Here is a 19,311-nt window from a genome sequence, read left to right as displayed (position 1 = left end):
CCTACTTACGATACTTCATAAATTTTTCAGGATTTTCTAAAATCATACCTGCACCTAAGATTGCATCTGTGCTTGGGTCTTCTGAATGGTATGATTTAAGACCTATTTTCTTTTCGATGTATTCAGCCATACCAGCTAGTTGTGATAAGGATCCTGATAGACCAAAACCATTTTTCTTAATATCAGCTGATATTTCTGGAGGAGTTTTTTCAAGGACTTCATAGACCATATCACATATCTCATCAGCAAAAGGCAAAATTGTTGAAACGAGCTCGTTTGATTTTATCATTTCTGTCCTTGGCTTAGAATCGATTAAGTCTCTTCCGTCGACAGACATTTCCATATTAGCATCTTTTACCTTTAGGCTAGCTAATTTGATTTTAATTTTTTCTGCTGTGTTTTTACCAATTTCTAGATTTTTATTTTCCCTAAAATAAGTTACGATTTTTTCGTCTAAATAATCGCCGCCCTTATTGATAGTCTTTGATGTTACGATCCCATTTAGGGAAATTACTGCTACCTGGCTTGTTCCAGCTCCCATATTTATCAGTAAAATACCCTTAGATTCTTCTGGTGATAGGTTCATTCCATATGCACAAGCTAGAGACTCATCTACAAGGATTATATCCCTGCTGCCTGCATGGAGAGCCGCATCTTCTACCGCTCTTTTTTGTATATCTGTTATCCCAGATGGGATTACTATTACAACCTTTGGTTGGATAAAGCTAAAGCCTTCATTTACTTTTTCAAAGAAGTAATTTAACATGGCTTCAGTGAGGTTAAAGTCTGTTATCACCCCGTTTTTAATTGGTTTTACAACCTGTATATCCTGGTGGGTCTTACCTAGCATATCCTTGGCTTCTTGGCCTACTGCCAAAACTTTTTGATAGTTATCATCAAGGACTAAGCTTGATGGTTCATTTATAATTAGACCCTCGCCTTTTTTATAAACTAAAATATTGCTAGTACCAAGGTCTATGGCAAAATCTGTAGCAATTAACTTTAATTTCATAATATTCTCCTATATATAATTATCTCTTTTTAAAGATACATAATCAGTGTGACCAATTATAATATGGTCAAGCACATTTATATCAAGTATTTCTCCAGCATCTATGAGCCTTCTTGTAACCATAATATCAGCCTTAGATGGGTCTGGATTGCCTGATGGATGGTTGTGAACTAATATAATAGACTTGGCACTCTTTTTTATAGCCTTCTTAAAAACCTCCCTAGGGTTGACTATGGATGAATTTAAGTCACCTATAGATATTAATTCCTTACCTATAACCATATTTTTATTATTTAATAAAACTATGTAAAAATGCTCCCTATCTTCCATGGCAAGCATATTTCTAAACATTTGGTAGACATCTTCATTAGATGTAATCTTGTCATATTTTCTATTCAGGTATTCTTCCTTAAGCCTCTTTCCAAGCTGAAGGCTAGCTATTACCTTAGTAGCCTTTGCTTCCTTTATTCCCTTAATTTTTGTAAGATCTCTTACATCTATTTGAAGGAGGTCTTCTGTAGAAAAAGCATCTAGAATTTCTCCAGCAAGTTCTAGGGCATTTTTCTCGCTTGTTCCAGTTTGTAAAATAATGGCCAGAAGCTCTGTATTTGTCAGAGCCTCGAAGCCAGATTCTATTAATTTTTCTATAGGTCTATCAGATTCCTTCATCTGCTTTATAGTTTTTTTCACTTAAGCTTTTCTCCAATATCTAGTTTTTTCATATGCTTTATTATAAAGTTGGATGAAAGGCCTACAAAAAATCCTGTAAAGGTCCCAATAAATACTAGGAGTGGAAGGTAATAAAACATTTTTATATTTTCCATCACTATTGTAGATACGATTATCTGTCCTAAATTGTGGGCAAAGGCACCTATTTCACTTACGCCTATAAAAGAAAATAGTTTATCATGAAACTTTAAAGCGATTACCATGGCAATCGTCGATAAAACCGCTCCTGCCGCTGAATAAAAGAATGAAGTAACCGCACCTGTTATTAAAACCAGCATGAAGGATTTTAATATGGAAATTGTAAGACTTGCCTTAAATCCATAAAAATAAAGACTTACTAGTATTATTATATTAGAAAGTCCAAGTTTTGCACCTGGAACAGGAAGAGGCATTGGAATTTGTAATTCAACAACTGATATAACTAGGGCAAGGGCTAAGAGAAGGGCCATATTTGTTAACTTTTTAGTATTCATTATCTTACCACCTTATCAATTTTTTCTTCCTTCTGGTTTTTTTTATCACTTTCTTCTACTTCAAGAAAGAGCCTGTGAGGAAGACATATAATTGTTTCGCCTTCTTTTGAGATGGCGTGCATATGGGTACAAATTTGATCAAGGCAATCAGCTTCAACTACCTTGGCCTTGCCATCCTTTATTTCTATCTTATTATAATGGCCACCGTACCTTGCTATATATTCTCCATCTTTTTCTAGAGGAAGTCTTTCTATTACCTTCCCATCTTGTTCAACTACCAATATGTCACCATCATACTTTTGGCTTGCTTTATATATCAAAAAATTAAATCCTAAAGACAGACACAGAAGTCCGACTATTACGATTATATCACCTTTTTTTATCTTCATCTATATATCCCTTCTATAAATATTATAATTTTACTCAATTATAATATTATATGCTTTTTACCCTATAAAACTAGGATTTTCTATGTAAAATTGAAGATAAAAAAAGAAGCCAGGGCTTCCGATTTTGATAAAGTATAAGAATGCTTTGTAGTTATATATTTTAATATTTTCCTATGTAGGAATTAACTTTATCAAAATGGTTGCCACAGGCTTCGTTTTTATTCATTTATTGTTATACATTTATTTGGACATTTTTCACATGCTGTCTTTAATAATTCCATATCAAATTCATCACCGTGAACTTCTTTTGATAGGAAGTTATCCATTGCAAATGCTTCAGGATAGGTCTTTGCACAAATTGTACAACCTATACATGAATTGGAGCAGTTTGCTCTTGCATCTTTACCCTTGTCATGGGATGAGCAAAGGACTACTTGTTTTTGTGAAAATGGTATAAGCTCGATTATATTTTTTGGACATACGTCTACGCACTTGCCACAAGCTACACATTTTTCTCTATCTACTAGGGCAACGCCATCTACGATATGTATTGCATCAAATGGGCAGGTTTTTTCACAAGTGCCGCATCCTATACATCCATAGTTACAAGCTTTTTTACCACCGAATAGGGCAATTTGTGCCCTACAGTCTTCTAGACCTTGGTAGGCAAATTTATCTTTAGCAGCTTCTGTAGTACCATTACATTTTACTATAGCTACTTTTCTATCGTCTGATGCTGTAGCTTCTACACCCATTGCAGCTGCTACTGCTGCTATAGTGTTTGGTCCGCCTATAGCGCAGGCATTCACTTCTGCTTCACCTTTTGCTATGGCTGCTGCAAGTCCATCACAACCAGGATAACCACAAGCACCACAGTTAGCGCCTGGTAGGGCATCCCTAACTGCTGCTTCTTTGACTGATTTTTCTACGTGGAATTTATCTGAGATAAATCCTAATGCTACCGCAAATATAAAACCCATTACGGCGAGTATTGCCATTGGTAATAATAAATTCATCGCTTCCTCCTATGCTAAACCTGCAAAGCCCATGAAGGCTATAGCCATTAGACCTAGGGTTATTAAAGAGAGTGGAGCTCCCTTAAATGACTCAGGAACGTTGTTATATTCTGTCTTTTCTCTTAGGTAAGCTAGGATCATGATTGCTAGCATAAATCCTATTGATGATGCAAAGGCATATACTGTTGCTTCTACTAAGTTATAAGATAAGTCTATTGTTTTGATTGCTACACCAAGAACCACGCAGTTGGTTGTGATTAGTGGTAGATAAACACCCAAAGCTCCATAAAGGGCAGGCATTGATTTTTTCATTACTGTTTCTACTGATTGAACTAGAGTTGCTATAACCAAGATAAATACTACTGTTTGTAGGTATTGTACATTAAAGGCCTCTAATATGTAATATTGGATAAACCAAGTTATAATTGTTGCAAGTACTATTACAAATATTACCGCAAAACCCATTCCTCTAGCAGTCTCAACCTTACTTGTAACACCTAGGGTTGGACAAATACCTAAGAATTGTCCAAGTACGTAGTTTGATACAAATATAGTTGCTATTATGATTTTAAATAATTCTACTAGCATGATAACTCCTATCTAGCTTTCTTCTTGTTTGTAATCGCATGGAAGGCTGCATAAATCATTCCAAGTACTATAAATGATGATGCTGGTTGAAGCATAAATCCTATAGTGTATTCTTCTGGTAAGATTGCCATGCCAAAAAGTGTACCTGCTCCTAATAATTCTCTAAAGAAGGCAAGTATTGATATAGCAATAGTATAGCCTATACCTTGGCTGATACCATCTACTATTGATGCGATTGGTCCATTTTGTGATGCAAATCCTTCTGCACGAGCAAGGATGATACAATTTACTACTATTAGTGGTATAAAGATACCCAAAGACTGATCAAGGGCTGGTGCATAGGCCTTTATTAGCATTTGAACAATGGTTACAAAGCCTGCTATAACTACGATGAAAGAAGGTATTCTTATTTCATCTGATATGAAGTTACGTAGTAAGGATATTACTAAGTTACTCATTACAAGTACGAAGGTTACTGATACTCCCATACCTACAGCATTAGTTAAGGATGAAGATATGGCTAGTACAGAACACATACCAACCATCTGTACAAGGACAGGGTTGTTTTTTATGATTCCATCGGTAAATATTTTACCAAAATTTACCTTTTCTTTTTTATTTTCTTTTGCCATGATAGCTCCTATTCTAATTTAGAGAGAACTTCTCTTGCATCGTTGATACCTCTAAGGATAGTAGTAGTAGAAATTGTAGCACCTGAGATGCCAACTATTTCATTTTCCCCACCTGAGGCTGATGCCTTAACTTCACTGTCCATATTTACTCCGACCATTCCTTCTTTGAAGAAATCTTCTTCCATCTGTTTACCAAAGCCTGCTGACTCTGAATGGCTTAGTGGAGCAAATCCTGTTATATTATGGTCACTATCAACACCAATTAAGAATTGTATATCGCCGCCGTAACCGCCTGGAGATTGGATTTGGAATACATATCCATCGCCACTTTCTCCTTTTGCCTTGTATACTTCTTGGATGGTGTCTGGCTTATCTGCTACTTCTACTGGCTCATAGGAATCTGCTTTATAAACTATAGCAAGGGATTCTTTTAGCTCTTCTTGTTTACGAGCTTCTATGATTGGAGAAGTCATATTGTTTGTAAAAGCAAGGGCTAGGGCAGTTACTGATGTTATTAATAGTAATTTTATACCTAATTTAAGACTCTTATTCATTTTCCCCTCCTTTTTTAGCTTTTGCTTTACCAAAAATCCTATCTCTTGTATATTTTTCAATAACTGGTACTAAGAGGTTCATTAGTAGGATTGAGTAAGATACACCTTCTGGATATCCGCCCCATAGTCTTATAACTGCTGTTAAGAAACCACAACCAAAGGCAAATACTATTTGTCCTTTAGGAGTTATTGGAGCTGTAGTATAATCTGTTGCCATAAAGAAAGCACCTAGGATTAGACCACCTGATAAGATTTGACTTAGTAAATAATTGACATCAAAGCCCTTACCAAATATTGCAAGTAGGACTGTTGTTGTAACTATATATGTAAGTGGGATTCTTATATGGATTACTTTTCTAAATAGTAAGTATCCTGCACCTATAAGTAGGGCTATAGCACTAATCTCACCAATACATCCTGGAATGTGTCCGATAAATAAATCCATTAGGCTGTAAGCTTTTGGATCTGATAATGGTGTTGCTTGAGAAACCATTGATACATCGCTTATAGTTTTTAGAGTTGCAACTCTTTCAGTTGGCACGAAATTTGTCATTGTATCTGACCAAGAAGCCATTAGGAAGGCTCTAGCTGCAAGGGCTGGGTTTACAATATTTTGACCAATTCCGCCATAGAACATCTTTGCAACGATTATAGCAAACATTGAACCTATCACTATTTGCCAAACTGGTAAAGTAAATGGCACGTTGTAGGCTAATAAAATACCTGTTACAACTGCTGATAAATCTTTTATTGTATTTTTTCTCTTTGTTAATTTATTAAAGGCTGCTTCTGATAGAACACAGGTTATTACTGATGCTAGTATTAATACTAGGGCCCTGTAACCAAAGTAGTAAATTCCGACAGCTCCTGCAGGAATAAGTGCAATAATAACATCAAGCATGTCATTTGCTACTGTCCTTTTACTTCTAAGGTGTGGAGAAGCAGTTACTAATAATTGTTTATTATTTTCCATAATTCCCCCTATTTTCCTGCCTGTCTTATTTGTCTCTTAGCAAATTTGATAGCTTCTACTAAAGGTCTTCTTGCAGGACACACAAATGAGCATGAACCGCATTCTATACAATCAAGAGCGCCCTCTTGGTCTGCCTTTTCAAATCTACCATCTAGAGCGTGTTTGTGGATGTAGTTTGGTAGTAAGAATACCGGACATACACTTACACATCTTCCACATCTTATACAAGGATCTGCGTCTTCGATGAAGGCTTCCTTGCTATCTAAAACTAGGATACAGTTAGTTGCTTTTTCTACTGGTTTTGTTAGATCTGGTTGGGCAATACCACACATTGGTCCACCATTTATAACCTTAGCTATATCATCTGAACCACCAGCTTCTTCTAGAAGCTCACCAAAGCTTACACCTAGTCTTACCTTCATATTTGTAGGATTTTTGACTGATGATCCTGTAACAGTTAGGATTCTTTCGTATAGAGGTTTATCCATGAAAAGTGCTTCATAAATTGCATTCACTGTAGAAATATTTGATACAATTGCTCCTACATCCATTGGAAGTCCACCTGATGGTACTTCCCTATCTAGGATTGCATTTATAAGTCTTTTTTCATCACCTTGTGGATATTTTGTCGCAAGCTTTACTACTTCTATAGTGCCTTCGAATTTGTTAGATTTCGCAAATTCTTCTAGGGCCTTTGTCATAGTTTCGTAAGCTTTAGGTTTATTATCTTCTATGGCTATAAAACCTTTTTTGGCATCCACTGCCTTAAGTACTTGAATTAAACCCTTTATTATATGTAGGGGATAATTTTTCATTATGTAGTCATCACAGGTGATAAAAGGTTCGCACTCTGCACCATTTACAATTACAGTATCTACTGGTTTATTTGGTGAATATTTAATGTGAGCAGGAAAGGCTGCTCCACCCATACCAACTATTCCGGCTTCCTTAATCTTTGCTACGATCTCTTCCTTGCTTAAGTTTACGTTTTCAGATTCAACATAAGTTTTTTCTTGATCGAAGCCCTCAGTGTCAATTATTACTGCCTTGGTATTTTTACCTGAGGCTGATTGTATATCGACTATGTCTTTTACAATACCTGCCACTGAGGAATGTATGTTTGCTGAGAAGTTACCAACTGCACTAGCAATCAAATCTCCTACAGCAACTTCATCTTTCTTATTGACAATGCACTTACTAGGTGCGCCTATGTGTTGAGTTAGTGGAATTGTAACAAGCTTTGGAATAGCAGCTGTTTTAAGGCTGCTATTTTCAGTTAGCTCTTTATATTCCGCCATCTTAACACCATGAGCAAATGTCATAGTATTAGTTGCCATCTTTCTCTCCTTTTATTATTTTTTCTCTATAATACTATTATAGAATAAAATCGAAAATTTCTCAATATTTATCTTACATTTGAGATAATATCTTCTAAAAATGTCATAAAGTTATCAAAGGCTAGCTGTTTTAGATTTGCAAGTCTCTCCTTGCTAGGCAAGCCATTTTTGTAAAACTTCTTGTAGACATCATAGTTTGCATCAATTTTTGTTACATATTGTCTCGTTTCTTCAAAGGGAATATCTAAAGGATTTGGATTTGTCGCATCCACTATTCCCTCATTAATCCACTTATCGACATTACCCACCCCACCATTGTAGGCTGCTAGGGCTAGGTCCCTGTTGTTGTAATACCTATAAAGATAATCATAATAGGCAAGACCTAGGTCAAGATTGTATTCAACTTCTGAAAGCTTTTCTGGATGAAATTCTTTATTTGTAAGCTCAGCTGCATGGGATGCTGTTTGGTCAAGCAGCTGCATTAAGCCCTTGGCATCTTGATGACTTTGCGCATCCTTGTTAAAGTCTGATTCTACCTTTATGATTGATGCTGTAAGAAGCGGGTCTACATTGTATTTTTCTGAATATTCATAGATTTCATCTTGGTAGTTAATCCTTGTCCTAGATGTCTGATAGGCTATTATGCCATAAATTATGACAAATAGAAGCAAGATTGCAAGTAGGATAAAACCTATAAATTTTCCTATAGCTTTGAGTGCTTTCATAAAATATTTTCCGTCCTTAAAATTTCTATTATTTTTACCCTGAGGTCTTCTATAGAGCCATCATTGTCTATGATTATTTTACCATCATCCTTAGCCATGATAGATTTTTCTTGAGTGGCTATTTTGCTTTTGGCATAAAGTTCGTTTATCCCATCACGCTCAGTCAACCTTTTTATCTGAATTTCCTCACTTGCCCTTACAAATAAGATAAGGTCAGGGTCAAATTTTGCTTCCATCTGATAAAAAAGTGGTATTTCTACAAAGACATTTTTTTCATCAAGACTTCCTATCTGATTTTCAATCTCTGCCATTATATTTGGATGGGTAAGTTTATTTAATCTTTTCATGAGATCTGGACTTGCAAAAATCATCTTGGCCATCTTGTTTTTATCAAGTTCATCAGAGACAAAGGCCTTCCTAAAAAATGGATCTTTTTTGATGGCCTCATAATTTGCTTGGCCTTTTTCTAATAGCTTTCTATTTACCTGATCGCTATCTATAACTACAAAGCCTAAATCTTTTATTATAGAGCTTAAGGCGGACTTGCCTGAGCCAATTGTCCCTGTTATTACAATCTTATTTGGACTCATACATGCTCTCCCCAAAACCTATATCTACCACAAGCTTTACCTTAAGCTTGGCTGCATCTTCCATGCATTTTTGTAGGATTTCCTTAGCCCTATCCTTATCTTCCATGGAAGATTCTATAATTATTTCATCGTGAATTTGTAAAATTATCCTGGCATCAAGGCCTTCATTTAAAAGGGCCTGGTGAGTATTTATCATGGCAATTTTAATTATATCCGCCGCTGTGCCTTGGATCGGGGTATTTAGGGCAATCCTTTCACCGAAGCTTCTGACATTGAAATTTCTTGACGAAATCTCTGGAATATAGCGTCTTCTGTGAAAGAGGGTTTCTATATAGCCTTGGTCCTTGGCAAGTTTTACGACATTATCCATATAGGCCTTAATTTGAGGATATGAAGCCTTATAGGAATCAATATAATCTTTGGCTTGTTTTCTAGGGATATTTAGGTTTTGTGATAGGCCATAATCGCTTATGCCATAGATTATTCCAAAATTTACAGCCTTTGCCTCAGACCTTTGAAGCTTGCTTACCTTATCAAGAGGTGTATTAAAGACTTCAGATGCGGTCTGGGTGTGGATATCGATGTTGTGGTTAAAAGCATCTTGCATATTTTTATCATCAGCAAGGCTTGCCAAAATCCTTAGCTCAATTTGTGAATAGTCGGCATCGATTAAGATATTTCCTTCAGCTGCCTTAAAGGCCTTTCTAATGGCTCTTCCTTCGTCAGTTTTTATCGGCAAGTTTTGTAGGTTTGGCTCTTGGCTTGATAATCTACCGGTTGAAGCAATATTTTGCCTAAAGGTTGATCTTATTCTTCCATCTCCATCTATGGCATTTTCTAGGCCCTCGATGTAGGTTGAGCGAAGTTTGTAGGTTTCCCTGTATTTTTCAATCTTTTCAATTATTGGGTGCTTGTCCCTAAGTTTTTCTAAAACTGATTGGTCTGTTGAAAATCCTGTCTTAGTCTTTTTAATAACTGGTAAGTCTAAGTCTTTAAAGAGGACTTCTCCCAATTGCTTGGTGGAGTTTATGTTAAACTCGCTTCCTGCATAGTCATATATATCCTTAGTTAGGTCTGCTATTTGCTCATCTAAGCCTTTTTTAATATCTTCTAGGATTGCCCTATCTGTGGCAAAGCCAACTATTTCCATAGCTGCAAGGACTCCGGCAAGTTTCTTTTCAATATTGTCATATAGATCTAGCATCTCATATTCTTTGAGATTTTCTAAAAGCTTGTCTTTGGAATATTCTATTGCATAGATTAGGGATGCTAAATAAGCATTTAGTTTATCAGCATCAATATCTTGGTATTTTTTCTTCTTAGCACCCTTGCCTAATAAAGCCTCTACGTTATCAACCTCAAAATTCGCATAGGACTGGCTTAGGACCTTCAAATCATAGGAGGACCTAGATGGGTCAATTAGATAGTGCATAAGCATCAAATCATCGTAAGGAGCCTTAAGCTTTATACCGACTTTGTCTAGAAGGACAATTTCTTCCTTGATATCAAAGCTAGTCTTCCTAATGGATTCATCTGCAAAAATATCCTTAAAGGCTTTAACAAAGTCTTCATCTGGCTTAATTATAAAGACCTTAGAAGCCTTTGTTTTTATGGCAAGCCTAAAGATTTCTGAATGGATATAATTATCGCCATTGTAAATGGATTTGAAGAAAAACTCCTTATCTTCCTTTATAGATTCAATTAAATCCTTAAAATCAGATGTCTCTTCGTATTCAAATTCAAGCTTTGGAGCCTCCTTGCCATCAGAATCAAGTTCATCCAAGAACTTATTAAAATTAAGTTTGGCAAATTTTTCTCTAAGGCCTTCCTTATCAATTTCTCCAAGGGCTAGGTCATCATATTCAAATTCTACTGGAGCATCTGTGACAATTGTCCCAATTTTCTTGGATAAGTAGGCCATGGCCTCTCCATTTTCGATATTTTCCTTGGTCTTCTTGCCTGTGATATCGTCGATATTCTCATATAGGCCTTCTATAGACCCATATTTTTGTATATATTGGAGGGCACGTTTTTCACCAATCCCATCCACTCCTGGAATATTATCAGACTTATCACCCATAAGACCCTTGACATCTATAAGCTGCTTAGGGCTAATCCCATATTCTTCCTTAATTTTTTCGACATTGTATTCAACAGTATCTGAAACACCCTTCCTAGTTAAGTAGACAATTATTCCATCATCTACTAGTTGGAGGTAGTCCCTATCTCCTGTTATAAGGACCGCTTCATCCCCTGCTTCCTTGGCCATTTTTGCATAGGTTCCAACTATATCATCAGCCTCAAAACCATCTAGATCTGTGTATTTAACTCCCATAGATTCAAGGACATCCTTAAGTATTCCAAACTGGTAGGAAAGCTCGTTTGGTGTCTTATCCCTATTTGCCTTATAATCCTTAAATTCTTCATTTCTAAAAGTTCCACCCGACCTATCAAAGGCAACTAGGACATAGTCAGGCTTATATTTATCAAAGGCGTTCTTATACATGGTCAAAAATCCATAAACGCCATTTGTCATAACTCCGTCATTGTTGGTCAAATTTGGAAGAGCAAAAAAGGCCCTGTAAATCAAAGATGAACCATCAATTAACATTACAGTTTTTTTCATTATATCTCCTTAACAAAAAATATTTCTATTTTCTGCAACAAATCTTATCTCTACCTTATAGTATAACGTATTTTGACAAATTTTTAAAGAAAAAAGGAAACATTCTCACAAATGCTTCCCTTTTTAATTAAATCTCATCATATTTCTTTTTTAATTTATCGATGTAGTCAAGGTCAATCCACTCCTCGCTATAGCCACATCTAGTGCAAATATACCTATCAACAGGCACTGCTGACTTAATTGTAAGGCCTGTCATAATATTATTTCCAGTCCCGTAAGCACCAGCAGATCCTGGCACAAATAAAATATCACTTGCTCCACACTTTGGGCACTTTTTCGTTTTTTTCATAAATTCTCCTTCAATTTTACATCACAGGGTCAATATAACCCAGCTCCATGGCCTTATTATAGGCTTCTATAGCATTATTTACTCCTAGCTTGTCATAAATATTTGCCAGATGATTGTAAAGAGTTCTCTCGCTGATAAAAAGTTTTTGGGCAATCTTCTTTTTATCAGCACCCTTTACCAGCTCCTTTAAAACTTCTATTTCTATTTGAGTAAGAGCTTCTAGGATTAAAGTCTTCCTAGATGGGCTTTTGCCTTGGTAAACATTTTTAAGCCTTACTAGCATTTCCTCAATTTTAACAGACTTATTTATAAAATCTTTTACTCCTAACTTAAAAGCCATATCCTTGTAATTATCCAAATCATAAGAGGTTAAGACTATTATATTTTGTTTGGGATTTTCAGCTAGCAAATCTTTAATTAAATCAAGACCAGTCCTATCATCTTTTAAATTTATGTCAATTAAGAAAATATCATAGTCTTCTTTTTCTTTCATTTTTAAAAACTCTTGGACTTTTGATACATAAGTACATGAAATTTCTTCTTGCTCTTCTAAAAGCATTTTAAGAGACTGACCAAATAATTTATGGTCATCTAACAAAATAATTTTCATCTCTTTCTACCTCCAAGCAAACTCGTGTTGATAATATATCCTTATTTAAGCCATAAGAAATATTTCCTGAATTTGAATCTATTAAAAGATTAAGAAGCAAGACTCCTCTTTTTGATTCCTTTATTTTTTCATAATCATAATGGCTTGCTCCATCACTATCCATTTCTATAACTATAAGACTTTCATTCTTATACATTTTATAGTTTAAATAGGTCGCATCTGAGTGCTTGTAAACATTATTTATAAGTTCCTTTGATATTATTGCAATTAGTCTAATTAATCTTTTATCTTCTGTTAGATCCCTATCGATAAGTTTGGTAATTTCAATATTTTTATCTGGATATAGTGAACTTACATTATCAAATATGGCTAAGAGCGATGTTTCTAAGTTTGCTTTTTCAAATAAAGATGACTGATAGAATTTCATTATGTTTCTTGCTTTTTTCTCAAGTTCTCTTAGAATATTTTTAGTATATTCTATATCAGGATTTTTTGAAGACAAATAATTTTTACTCGCAAATATATCTTGGATAATATCATCATGGATAATTCTTGCAAATTCATCTCTTTCACTAGCCATATAATCTGATAGGTAATAAAGTTTGAAAGTTTTATCATATGCTAGCTCTTTTTCCTTTAAAAATAGAATAAAGAAAAATTCTGTAATAAGAAAAATTATTTGGATAAATATATTTATCATTACCGTATCTATATCAAATAAATAAATCACAGCAAAAATAAAAAATACAAGGTCTATAGTAAAAATCTGGGTGGATTTTCTAGATATTGGCAAGATGTTTATATATTTTATATTCTCTAAAACCAGGTATTTTTTTATGAATAGACTTGTCGAAATGATGCTTATGAGAGCGAATATAAACTTATAAGGTAAAGCATTTATTAAAATCAAGCTTAGTGGCAAAAGTGATGTGAGTATAGCCAAAATAGAAAATTTTCCTGGTATCTTTTTATTTGAAATTTCTGTGTATATAAGTCCATATAAGGTAAAAAATAAAATAAGTGAAATGCCATTTAAAATTGGGCCTTCCTCTACTAAGGTCTTGTTTTTAAAAAGAAGACCCCAAAATATAATTATCATTAAATGAATGCTTACAATTTTTTCTAATTTCTTATACATATCTCAATAGTAGCTGACTACAATCCTTTCTTTGTTGGTATTAATACCCAAAAATATTATTACTGATCCTAAAATCAAAAGCTTGGTTAGTAAATAAAATGCCAAGGAATTTGTAAAATTATATACTAGATAAGAACTTATCATGACTAGTAAAGATAGTCCTATCAAACGAATTTGGAGAGAATTTATTTTATTCATGTTTCTAGTATCAAGTATTATCAAAACGATTATTAGAGTGTAAAGAAAACTTGATACAAGCAAATTTAAAATAATAATTAAGCTACTCTCAAATTTTAGTAAATTTAATATTAAGCTTGGAAGGACTATAATTAATGTCCCTAAATAGATACTAAACAAATATTTGCCTAGGATTTTTTTTATAGAAAGTCCATTCGCAAGTAAAAATTCAAGTTTTTTGCTAATCTTATCTGATACCAAGGTGTTTTTAGCAAGTTCCACTCCAAACATTAGAAAAAGTATTAAAATCCCATCAATTTCAACTATATTCATGACCTTATTTATTTCTTGACTACCTCCATCGCCAAAAAACAAAGCCATAAAGGAGCAGATTAGTGCCATAAGAGACATTAATAAGGCATTTTTATCTAAAAGTTTTCTTAAATCGCAAGTGACTAAGTTCATGACCATGACCCTTCTTTATTAAGAACATCTTCATTATTCATTTTAGAGAAATCTTTCATAGAAGATATTGCAAAGATTAAAGCTAATCCTATATTTATTCCCAAAATGATATAAATAAGGTTTAGGTTATATTTTTCTATTAATGATAGGATTTTCGCTGAAAATATGCCTATCATGTAAATTAAAATTGTTGTTCCAAAGAAAACTATATTTTTGAAAAACTTAAAGTTTTTTTGGGATAAACTTATAAGGTTAAAAAATAGGATTTCAAAGTATGTCATCCCTATCATTGTTACAAATATTCCCACAATCCACTTAAATTCAATCTGAAAATCTACTAGGACATAAGTTAGGAAAAACAATAAAAATGAAACAATAGAAGATAGTCTCCACATTTCTATTGCATATGCTTTAATCACATCTTTTATATTAATTCCTTGCCTAGGATAAATTCGATACGTTTATTTACTTTGTCCTTGACCGTAAGATTGACAACCATAGAATTAGACATAATTATTGAAATTCCAAGCATTAGTACATATAGCATCAATACAATATAATCATCTCCTCTAGAATCAAAGGTCCCTTTATATAGTAAAAAAATAAAGCCAAGAGAAATCAAGGTAAATAATAAAAAATTTACAATAAAATCCTTGTCTTTACTTAAATAGTAGCGACAAGCCCTATTAATATTCATCTTATTTTTCATTTCGTGCCTTCCTCTATAAATAAATCTTCTAAGCTCTCTCCCTTAATTTCTCCGATATTTTTCGTAAAAAGTAAGACTCCTGATTTTATCATAGATACTTTATCGGCTACTTTTTCAATTTCAAAAAGATCATGACTTGTAAGAACTATAGTCTTGCCTTCATTCTTTAATAATTTTATGAGTTTTCTTATCTCGACCCTTGAGATTGGGTCTACCCCACTAGTTAGCTCATCTAAAAATATTATCTCTCTATTCATCATTACAATAATTAACAAAGATAATTTTCTCTTCATACCCTTAGAATATGTCGAAACATTTCTACCCAGCTCATTTGTAAGATCTAACAAGTCAGAATATTTTTGATAAGGATCTAGACCATAGCCAAAATATAAACCATATAATTTGATATTTTCTAGACCTGTCTTATCTTCATACAAGTAGTCATTTTCAAGTAACATGGCATGACTTCCCTTCAGTCTAACCTCGCCACCATCTTCTTCATAAAGACCAGTGAGTATTCTAAGCAGAGAAGTCTTACCAGATCCATTAGGACCTACTAGAGCATGGACTGTATTAGCTTCAATTTCTAGAGAAAAATCATTAAATAGATTTTTATTTTTGAATTTTTTACTCATGTTTTTCACTTCAATTATATTCATATAATCACCTCTTGATAATATTCTAAATGAATCGAACAAATAATACATGAGTAAAAACTGCAAAGTTGTTTTTGAAATTATAAATTATTAAGAAAAAAATTCTAAACATAAGAAAATTGTAGTATAGTATAAGTGAGTAAAAGGAATGTAGTATGTCCATAAACCACTTACTAACTATTATAAGTATGGGTTTTCTGATAAATTCAATATATCAGATTTTTGCTTGAATTAAACTTTAAAACTTTTTATAAAATAGTATAATATTTATAAGTGAAAAAGTGCAAGTACAAATAATTCACTAAAAAAGACGAGTGCCAGCTCGTCTTTTTTATTTGGTTAGTTATCACTAGAATGCCCGTCTAACCATTTGATGACATAATGTGTAGTTACACCAACCATAACGGACACTAAGAAAAAGTGCAATGTTTCCAAATAACTCACCTCCTAACTGCTATCAGTATAGGGTGTGATAACAAATTCATTATATCAAATTTTTTATTTTAGTAAAAGCCTGCTACTTAAATACCGAAAAAATATTGGGTATTTTTCTCAACTTTTTACCTTGGTCAACTTACCGTCTTTCAAAACAAGAACGTGGTCAGATAAAATATCTATATCTTCCTTGTTGTAGGATGTGATAAGCATTTTTGCTCTGCTATTTCTAACATAAGCCTTAATTATTTCCCCTAAGTTCTACTACACCTTCCTGATCCATACTATTAAAGAGCTCACCAAGGAGCAAGAGTTTTGGTTTTTCCATAAGGACATAGGCATTGAATATATTCACTTGTAAGAGATTGTTAATAAAATTATAAGTACTTTTTATGTACTCCTAAAAAAATAAACGTTGGAAAACCAACGCTTATAATGTATTTGGTGCCGGTGGTGGTCATCAATCAAATATTGCAATCACCGCACCTCCAAGCTTTGAATGATAAAAACTTACAAAAAAATCTTAAAAACATTAACCGTTGGTAACAGGTTGGTAACAATTTAAAAGAGGAGGCCCCAAGCCTCCCTTTTATTTATCCAATTTATCTTCATACTTTTCTAGTATAGGCTTAAAATACTTTTCTTCACCAGCCAGCCTAGCCTGATATGCTTCTTCTGCCGTATCGTATGCCCCCAGGTATTTTTTTTTGTAATTAAGGGTTAAAGAAGCTATATACTTTTTATATTTTTTATCATAGCTTACACCCTTATATCCACTAGTGTTGTTTTTTGATAAGCCTTGAGTGATACCATATAGGCTAGTTCCATCTACAAGTTTATCTTTTAATTCTTTTTGTTCGTCCCTCACATGGCCGCAAGATTTTGTATTGCCATTTAAAAGATCCACACCCCTAACTTCTACTTCTTTTCCACAACTACACTTGCATAAGTACCTAGATTCCCCAATAGAATTAACTCTTTTAATTACCTTTAATTCCCCAAAGGTTTTGTCTAAAATCTTTTTATCAATTTCCTTATACTTAGCAATCCTAACTTTTTTACCAAAGTCTTTATCACCTAGCTTTTTATAACTGCTATGACCACAAGAAGTAGACCTACCACTTATGAGGCCAGAGTTATATACTTCCTTTTCTACCCCGCAAGAACACCTACATAAACTCTTAGATGGATAGGAATAGGGGTATAATACTGTCCAATCTCCAAACTTATCACCTTTTTTAATTTTTAATGGCTTTTCTTGTAATAGTCCATGATTCCTTAAAATAGGCTTATAAAATTTATCCTCTGCCTTTAGCCTAGCTAAATACGCTTTTTCAGCGGTTGGATAAGTCCCTAGGTCTTTATCTACACCATCTATTTTAATTGTAGCTGTAAAAGAATTTGTCTTCTTGTCCTTTACTACCCCTCTATAGTCTGTATTAGTTTTAGGGCTATATTTTGGCAATAATAGCTTAAATCTCCTATCATCTCCATCTAGTAAGGTTGCATTAGATATCTCTTTTAATTCTCCAGTATCAGACCTACAAAAACTTTTGCCTGGTAAGGAATTAGGGAATAATACCTTCCACTCTTTATATTTTTCACCTTTTTTAATTATAAAATTATCTTCATTCCATAGACCATATTTTTTTAAAATAGGCTTATACATCTCTTCTTCTGCTTCTAGCCTAGCTAGGTAAGCTTCTTCGGCGGTTTTAAAATATCCTAAGTATTCACTTTCGCCTTTAAATTTCAAGCTTGATATATACAACCCATCATTTTTAAAAAACGTTACTCCCCTATATCCAGTGGTAGACCTAGGATCTAATTTAGGTAGTAAGTGCTTAATCCTTGTACCTTCCTTTAAGTCTGACGGCTTTTTGCTTTTTATATACATTTTATTAATGCAACCGCAACTAACTCTACCTTTATAAAGTAGACCATTACCATCAACCACAACTTCATTGCCACAATCGCACTTGCAAAGATACTTAGCCCTTTTACTACCACTAACTCTTTTTAAAGGGGTAAGTTTGCCAAATTTTTTGCCTAAAATTCTTGCATCCATTCTTTCTCTTGTTACATGACCGCAAGACCTAGACCTGCCATTTTTTAAGGATTGATTATTTACTTCTCTTTCTACTCCGCAAGAACATCTACAAAGGCTATGTCCGCTTTTTTTCCCTTTATCAATTACAACCCATTCACCATATCTATCTCCAACCTTTAATGGCTTTGATTTCATTCTTCTGTTTCACCTCTTGTCATTTTTATTTTACTTTAAAGGCTTTTATATACCTGCGTTTGGATTTTCTTTTTTATATATCTCCAGCAACTCTTCTATATCTTCTTCATTCGCCCAATGTCTGACAAAGGTTCTTGCCACGCTGCGGTTTCTTATATACTTAGCCCTTTCTGGATTGTTTTTCTCCCATCTCCTATTTGCCTTGATTTGTGCTTTGCTTGTTTTATTTTCTGTCAAGTTATATCTCCTTTTTATTAAAGCCCCAATCAAGGGGCTATAATCTATGCAAATTGTATATTTATTGTATACTCTTCTACTTCTATTTCTTGTCTAAAAGAGTCATTTAACCAATCTCTATATTCTTCTGCATTTTCGCACTCTTCAAAGTCGTATTTTTCTAGATCAAATTTATAAATTGTATCTTCATAGCCAGCTGCTTCACTTTTTAAAACTGCATTCCAACCGTCTTTATCAATTTCTACTCTTACAATCTCTTCGCCATCTTCGAACCAATCAATTATGTCTTCTACTTTTACTACTGCTTTAATTTTTTTCATTTTGATCTCCTTATTTTTTTATTTATTATGTATCTCTTATCTTAATATTAGTATACCACTAGTGGTATATATGTCAAGACTTTTTTGCTAGTTTTTACGATAAATACCACATAAAACCAATATATATAAAAAAATAAATAAACATAAAAAATAAACGTTGAAATTTCAACAAAGCTTCATAATTTACGTTCTAAGCCCTTAAAAATAATTAGCCATATAAATACCCTCTTAAAAAATTAACTTACCACCTATATATCAGCACTATAAAAGTAGACACAAAAACCTGCTAACAAAAGTCAAGGAGAAAAGGAAATTAATTTTACTTT

At 33.6% G+C, this 19,311-nt stretch carries 23 protein-coding genes; all 23 read right to left on the bottom strand.

Annotated features, from left to right (window positions below):
• Position 1: 1 nt before the first annotated feature.
• Positions 2-1,012 (bottom strand): rod shape-determining protein, encoded by a 1,011-nt coding sequence (locus tag RRB46_RS07055; protein WP_297689888.1) that lies wholly within the window; start codon positions 1,010-1,012, stop codon positions 2-4.
• Positions 1,013-1,021: 9 nt separating this feature from the next.
• Positions 1,022-1,702: a DNA repair protein RadC gene (gene radC / locus RRB46_RS07050; RefSeq protein WP_311537999.1), complete on the bottom strand. Its 681-nt coding sequence runs from the start codon at positions 1,700-1,702 to the stop codon at positions 1,022-1,024.
• Positions 1,699-2,214, bottom strand: a complete 516-nt coding sequence (locus tag RRB46_RS07045; RefSeq protein WP_311537998.1) for a Gx transporter family protein — start codon at positions 2,212-2,214, stop codon at positions 1,699-1,701. Before RRB46_RS07045 ends, radC begins: the two co-directional genes overlap by 4 nt.
• Positions 2,214-2,603: a NusG domain II-containing protein gene (locus RRB46_RS07040; protein WP_297689894.1), complete on the bottom strand. Its 390-nt coding sequence runs from the start codon at positions 2,601-2,603 to the stop codon at positions 2,214-2,216. Before RRB46_RS07040 ends, RRB46_RS07045 begins: the two co-directional genes overlap by 1 nt.
• A 218-nt stretch (positions 2,604-2,821) precedes the next feature.
• Positions 2,822-3,619: an RnfABCDGE type electron transport complex subunit B gene (locus RRB46_RS07035; protein ID WP_311537997.1), complete on the bottom strand. Its 798-nt coding sequence runs from the start codon at positions 3,617-3,619 to the stop codon at positions 2,822-2,824.
• Positions 3,620-3,628: 9 nt separating this feature from the next.
• Positions 3,629-4,207, bottom strand: a complete 579-nt coding sequence (locus RRB46_RS07030) for an electron transport complex protein RnfA (RefSeq protein ID WP_106460033.1) — start codon at positions 4,205-4,207, stop codon at positions 3,629-3,631.
• Between the two features lie 8 nt (positions 4,208-4,215).
• Positions 4,216-4,839 (bottom strand): electron transport complex subunit RsxE, encoded by a 624-nt coding sequence (gene rsxE, locus RRB46_RS07025; RefSeq protein ID WP_297689898.1) that lies wholly within the window; start codon positions 4,837-4,839, stop codon positions 4,216-4,218.
• 8 nt (positions 4,840-4,847) lie between these two features.
• Positions 4,848-5,393: an FMN-binding protein gene (locus RRB46_RS07020; protein WP_296128879.1), complete on the bottom strand. Its 546-nt coding sequence runs from the start codon at positions 5,391-5,393 to the stop codon at positions 4,848-4,850.
• Positions 5,386-6,366, bottom strand: a complete 981-nt coding sequence (locus RRB46_RS07015) for an RnfABCDGE type electron transport complex subunit D (protein ID WP_311537996.1) — start codon at positions 6,364-6,366, stop codon at positions 5,386-5,388. Before RRB46_RS07015 ends, RRB46_RS07020 begins: the two co-directional genes overlap by 8 nt.
• 8 nt (positions 6,367-6,374) lie before the next feature.
• On the bottom strand, positions 6,375-7,703 hold the full coding sequence (gene rsxC, locus RRB46_RS07010; RefSeq protein WP_297689904.1) for an electron transport complex subunit RsxC: 1,329 nt from the start codon (positions 7,701-7,703) through the stop codon (positions 6,375-6,377).
• A gap of 68 nt (positions 7,704-7,771) precedes the next feature.
• Positions 7,772-8,428: a lytic transglycosylase domain-containing protein gene (locus RRB46_RS07005; protein WP_106460028.1), complete on the bottom strand. Its 657-nt coding sequence runs from the start codon at positions 8,426-8,428 to the stop codon at positions 7,772-7,774.
• Complete coding sequence (gene coaE / locus RRB46_RS07000) at positions 8,425-9,018, bottom strand: dephospho-CoA kinase (RefSeq protein WP_311537995.1); 594 nt, start codon at positions 9,016-9,018, stop codon at positions 8,425-8,427. The genes RRB46_RS07005 and coaE overlap by 4 nt, the downstream gene beginning before the upstream one ends.
• Positions 9,005-11,644: a DNA polymerase I gene (polA, locus tag RRB46_RS06995; protein ID WP_311537994.1), complete on the bottom strand. Its 2,640-nt coding sequence runs from the start codon at positions 11,642-11,644 to the stop codon at positions 9,005-9,007. Before polA ends, coaE begins: the two co-directional genes overlap by 14 nt.
• A gap of 127 nt (positions 11,645-11,771) precedes the next feature.
• A complete protein-coding gene (locus RRB46_RS06990) occupies positions 11,772-11,993 on the bottom strand; it encodes a hypothetical protein (RefSeq protein ID WP_311537993.1) in 222 nt (73 codons plus the stop codon).
• Positions 11,994-12,009: 16 nt separating this feature from the next.
• Positions 12,010-12,603 (bottom strand): response regulator transcription factor, encoded by a 594-nt coding sequence (locus RRB46_RS06985; protein ID WP_311537992.1) that lies wholly within the window; start codon positions 12,601-12,603, stop codon positions 12,010-12,012.
• Entirely contained in the window at positions 12,581-13,741 is a 1,161-nt protein-coding gene (locus RRB46_RS06980; protein ID WP_311537991.1) for a histidine kinase, read from the bottom strand. Before RRB46_RS06980 ends, RRB46_RS06985 begins: the two co-directional genes overlap by 23 nt.
• Before the next feature lie 3 nt (positions 13,742-13,744).
• Positions 13,745-14,383, bottom strand: coding sequence for a hypothetical protein (locus RRB46_RS06975; protein ID WP_311537990.1), 639 nt, complete (start codon positions 14,381-14,383; stop codon positions 13,745-13,747).
• Positions 14,380-14,802, bottom strand: a complete 423-nt coding sequence (locus RRB46_RS06970; protein WP_311537989.1) for a hypothetical protein — start codon at positions 14,800-14,802, stop codon at positions 14,380-14,382. The genes RRB46_RS06975 and RRB46_RS06970 overlap by 4 nt, the downstream gene beginning before the upstream one ends.
• Before the next feature lie 5 nt (positions 14,803-14,807).
• Positions 14,808-15,092, bottom strand: a complete 285-nt coding sequence (locus RRB46_RS06965; protein WP_311537988.1) for a hypothetical protein — start codon at positions 15,090-15,092, stop codon at positions 14,808-14,810.
• Entirely contained in the window at positions 15,089-15,751 is a 663-nt protein-coding gene (locus RRB46_RS06960; RefSeq protein WP_311537987.1) for an ABC transporter ATP-binding protein, read from the bottom strand. Before RRB46_RS06960 ends, RRB46_RS06965 begins: the two co-directional genes overlap by 4 nt.
• Before the next feature lie 1,021 nt (positions 15,752-16,772).
• On the bottom strand, positions 16,773-18,428 hold the full coding sequence (locus tag RRB46_RS06955) for an AP2 domain-containing protein (protein ID WP_311537986.1): 1,656 nt from the start codon (positions 18,426-18,428) through the stop codon (positions 16,773-16,775).
• Between the two features lie 45 nt (positions 18,429-18,473).
• Entirely contained in the window at positions 18,474-18,665 is a 192-nt protein-coding gene (locus tag RRB46_RS06950) for a hypothetical protein (protein WP_311537985.1), read from the bottom strand.
• A gap of 44 nt (positions 18,666-18,709) precedes the next feature.
• Complete coding sequence (locus RRB46_RS06945; RefSeq protein ID WP_311537984.1) at positions 18,710-18,985, bottom strand: hypothetical protein; 276 nt, start codon at positions 18,983-18,985, stop codon at positions 18,710-18,712.
• Positions 18,986-19,311: the final 326 nt, after the last annotated feature.

The sequence above is a fragment of the uncultured Anaerococcus sp. genome, from assembly GCF_963512375.1.
Lineage (GTDB): Bacteria > Bacillota > Clostridia > Tissierellales > Peptoniphilaceae > Anaerococcus.
The sequence above is the reverse complement of the archived record's forward strand: the minus strand, read 5'-3'. Positions and strand labels throughout refer to the sequence as shown.

Excerpts from the sequence above, each read along its gene's own strand:
- RRB46_RS06985 (WP_311537992.1), bottom strand. The coding sequence starts at position 12,603 with ATGAAAATTATTTTGTTAGATGACCATAAATTATTTGGTCAGTCTCTT.
- rsxE (WP_297689898.1), bottom strand. The coding sequence starts at position 4,839 with ATGGCAAAAGAAAATAAAAAAGAAAAGGTAAATTTTGGTAAAATATTT.
- RRB46_RS06945 (WP_311537984.1), bottom strand. The coding sequence starts at position 18,985 with ATGAAAAAAATTAAAGCAGTAGTAAAAGTAGAAGACATAATTGATTGG.
- RRB46_RS07055 (WP_297689888.1), bottom strand. The coding sequence starts at position 1,012 with ATGAAATTAAAGTTAATTGCTACAGATTTTGCCATAGACCTTGGTACT.
- RRB46_RS07040 (WP_297689894.1), bottom strand. The coding sequence starts at position 2,603 with ATGAAGATAAAAAAAGGTGATATAATCGTAATAGTCGGACTTCTGTGT.
- RRB46_RS06990 (WP_311537993.1), bottom strand. The coding sequence starts at position 11,993 with ATGAAAAAAACGAAAAAGTGCCCAAAGTGTGGAGCAAGTGATATTTTA.
- RRB46_RS07005 (WP_106460028.1), bottom strand. The coding sequence starts at position 8,428 with ATGAAAGCACTCAAAGCTATAGGAAAATTTATAGGTTTTATCCTACTT.
- RRB46_RS07035 (WP_311537997.1), bottom strand. The coding sequence starts at position 3,619 with ATGAATTTATTATTACCAATGGCAATACTCGCCGTAATGGGTTTTATA.
- polA (WP_311537994.1), bottom strand. The coding sequence starts at position 11,644 with ATGAAAAAAACTGTAATGTTAATTGATGGTTCATCTTTGATTTACAGG.
- RRB46_RS07030 (WP_106460033.1), bottom strand. The coding sequence starts at position 4,207 with ATGCTAGTAGAATTATTTAAAATCATAATAGCAACTATATTTGTATCA.
- coaE (WP_311537995.1), bottom strand. The coding sequence starts at position 9,018 with ATGAGTCCAAATAAGATTGTAATAACAGGGACAATTGGCTCAGGCAAG.
- RRB46_RS07020 (WP_296128879.1), bottom strand. The coding sequence starts at position 5,393 with ATGAATAAGAGTCTTAAATTAGGTATAAAATTACTATTAATAACATCA.
- RRB46_RS06975 (WP_311537990.1), bottom strand. The coding sequence starts at position 14,383 with ATGAACTTAGTCACTTGCGATTTAAGAAAACTTTTAGATAAAAATGCC.
- RRB46_RS06965 (WP_311537988.1), bottom strand. The coding sequence starts at position 15,092 with ATGAAAAATAAGATGAATATTAATAGGGCTTGTCGCTACTATTTAAGT.
- RRB46_RS06955 (WP_311537986.1), bottom strand. The coding sequence starts at position 18,428 with ATGAAATCAAAGCCATTAAAGGTTGGAGATAGATATGGTGAATGGGTT.
- RRB46_RS06960 (WP_311537987.1), bottom strand. The coding sequence starts at position 15,751 with ATGAATATAATTGAAGTGAAAAACATGAGTAAAAAATTCAAAAATAAA.
- RRB46_RS07045 (WP_311537998.1), bottom strand. The coding sequence starts at position 2,214 with ATGAATACTAAAAAGTTAACAAATATGGCCCTTCTCTTAGCCCTTGCC.
- RRB46_RS07015 (WP_311537996.1), bottom strand. The coding sequence starts at position 6,366 with ATGGAAAATAATAAACAATTATTAGTAACTGCTTCTCCACACCTTAGA.
- rsxC (WP_297689904.1), bottom strand. The coding sequence starts at position 7,703 with ATGGCAACTAATACTATGACATTTGCTCATGGTGTTAAGATGGCGGAA.
- RRB46_RS06980 (WP_311537991.1), bottom strand. The coding sequence starts at position 13,741 with ATGTATAAGAAATTAGAAAAAATTGTAAGCATTCATTTAATGATAATT.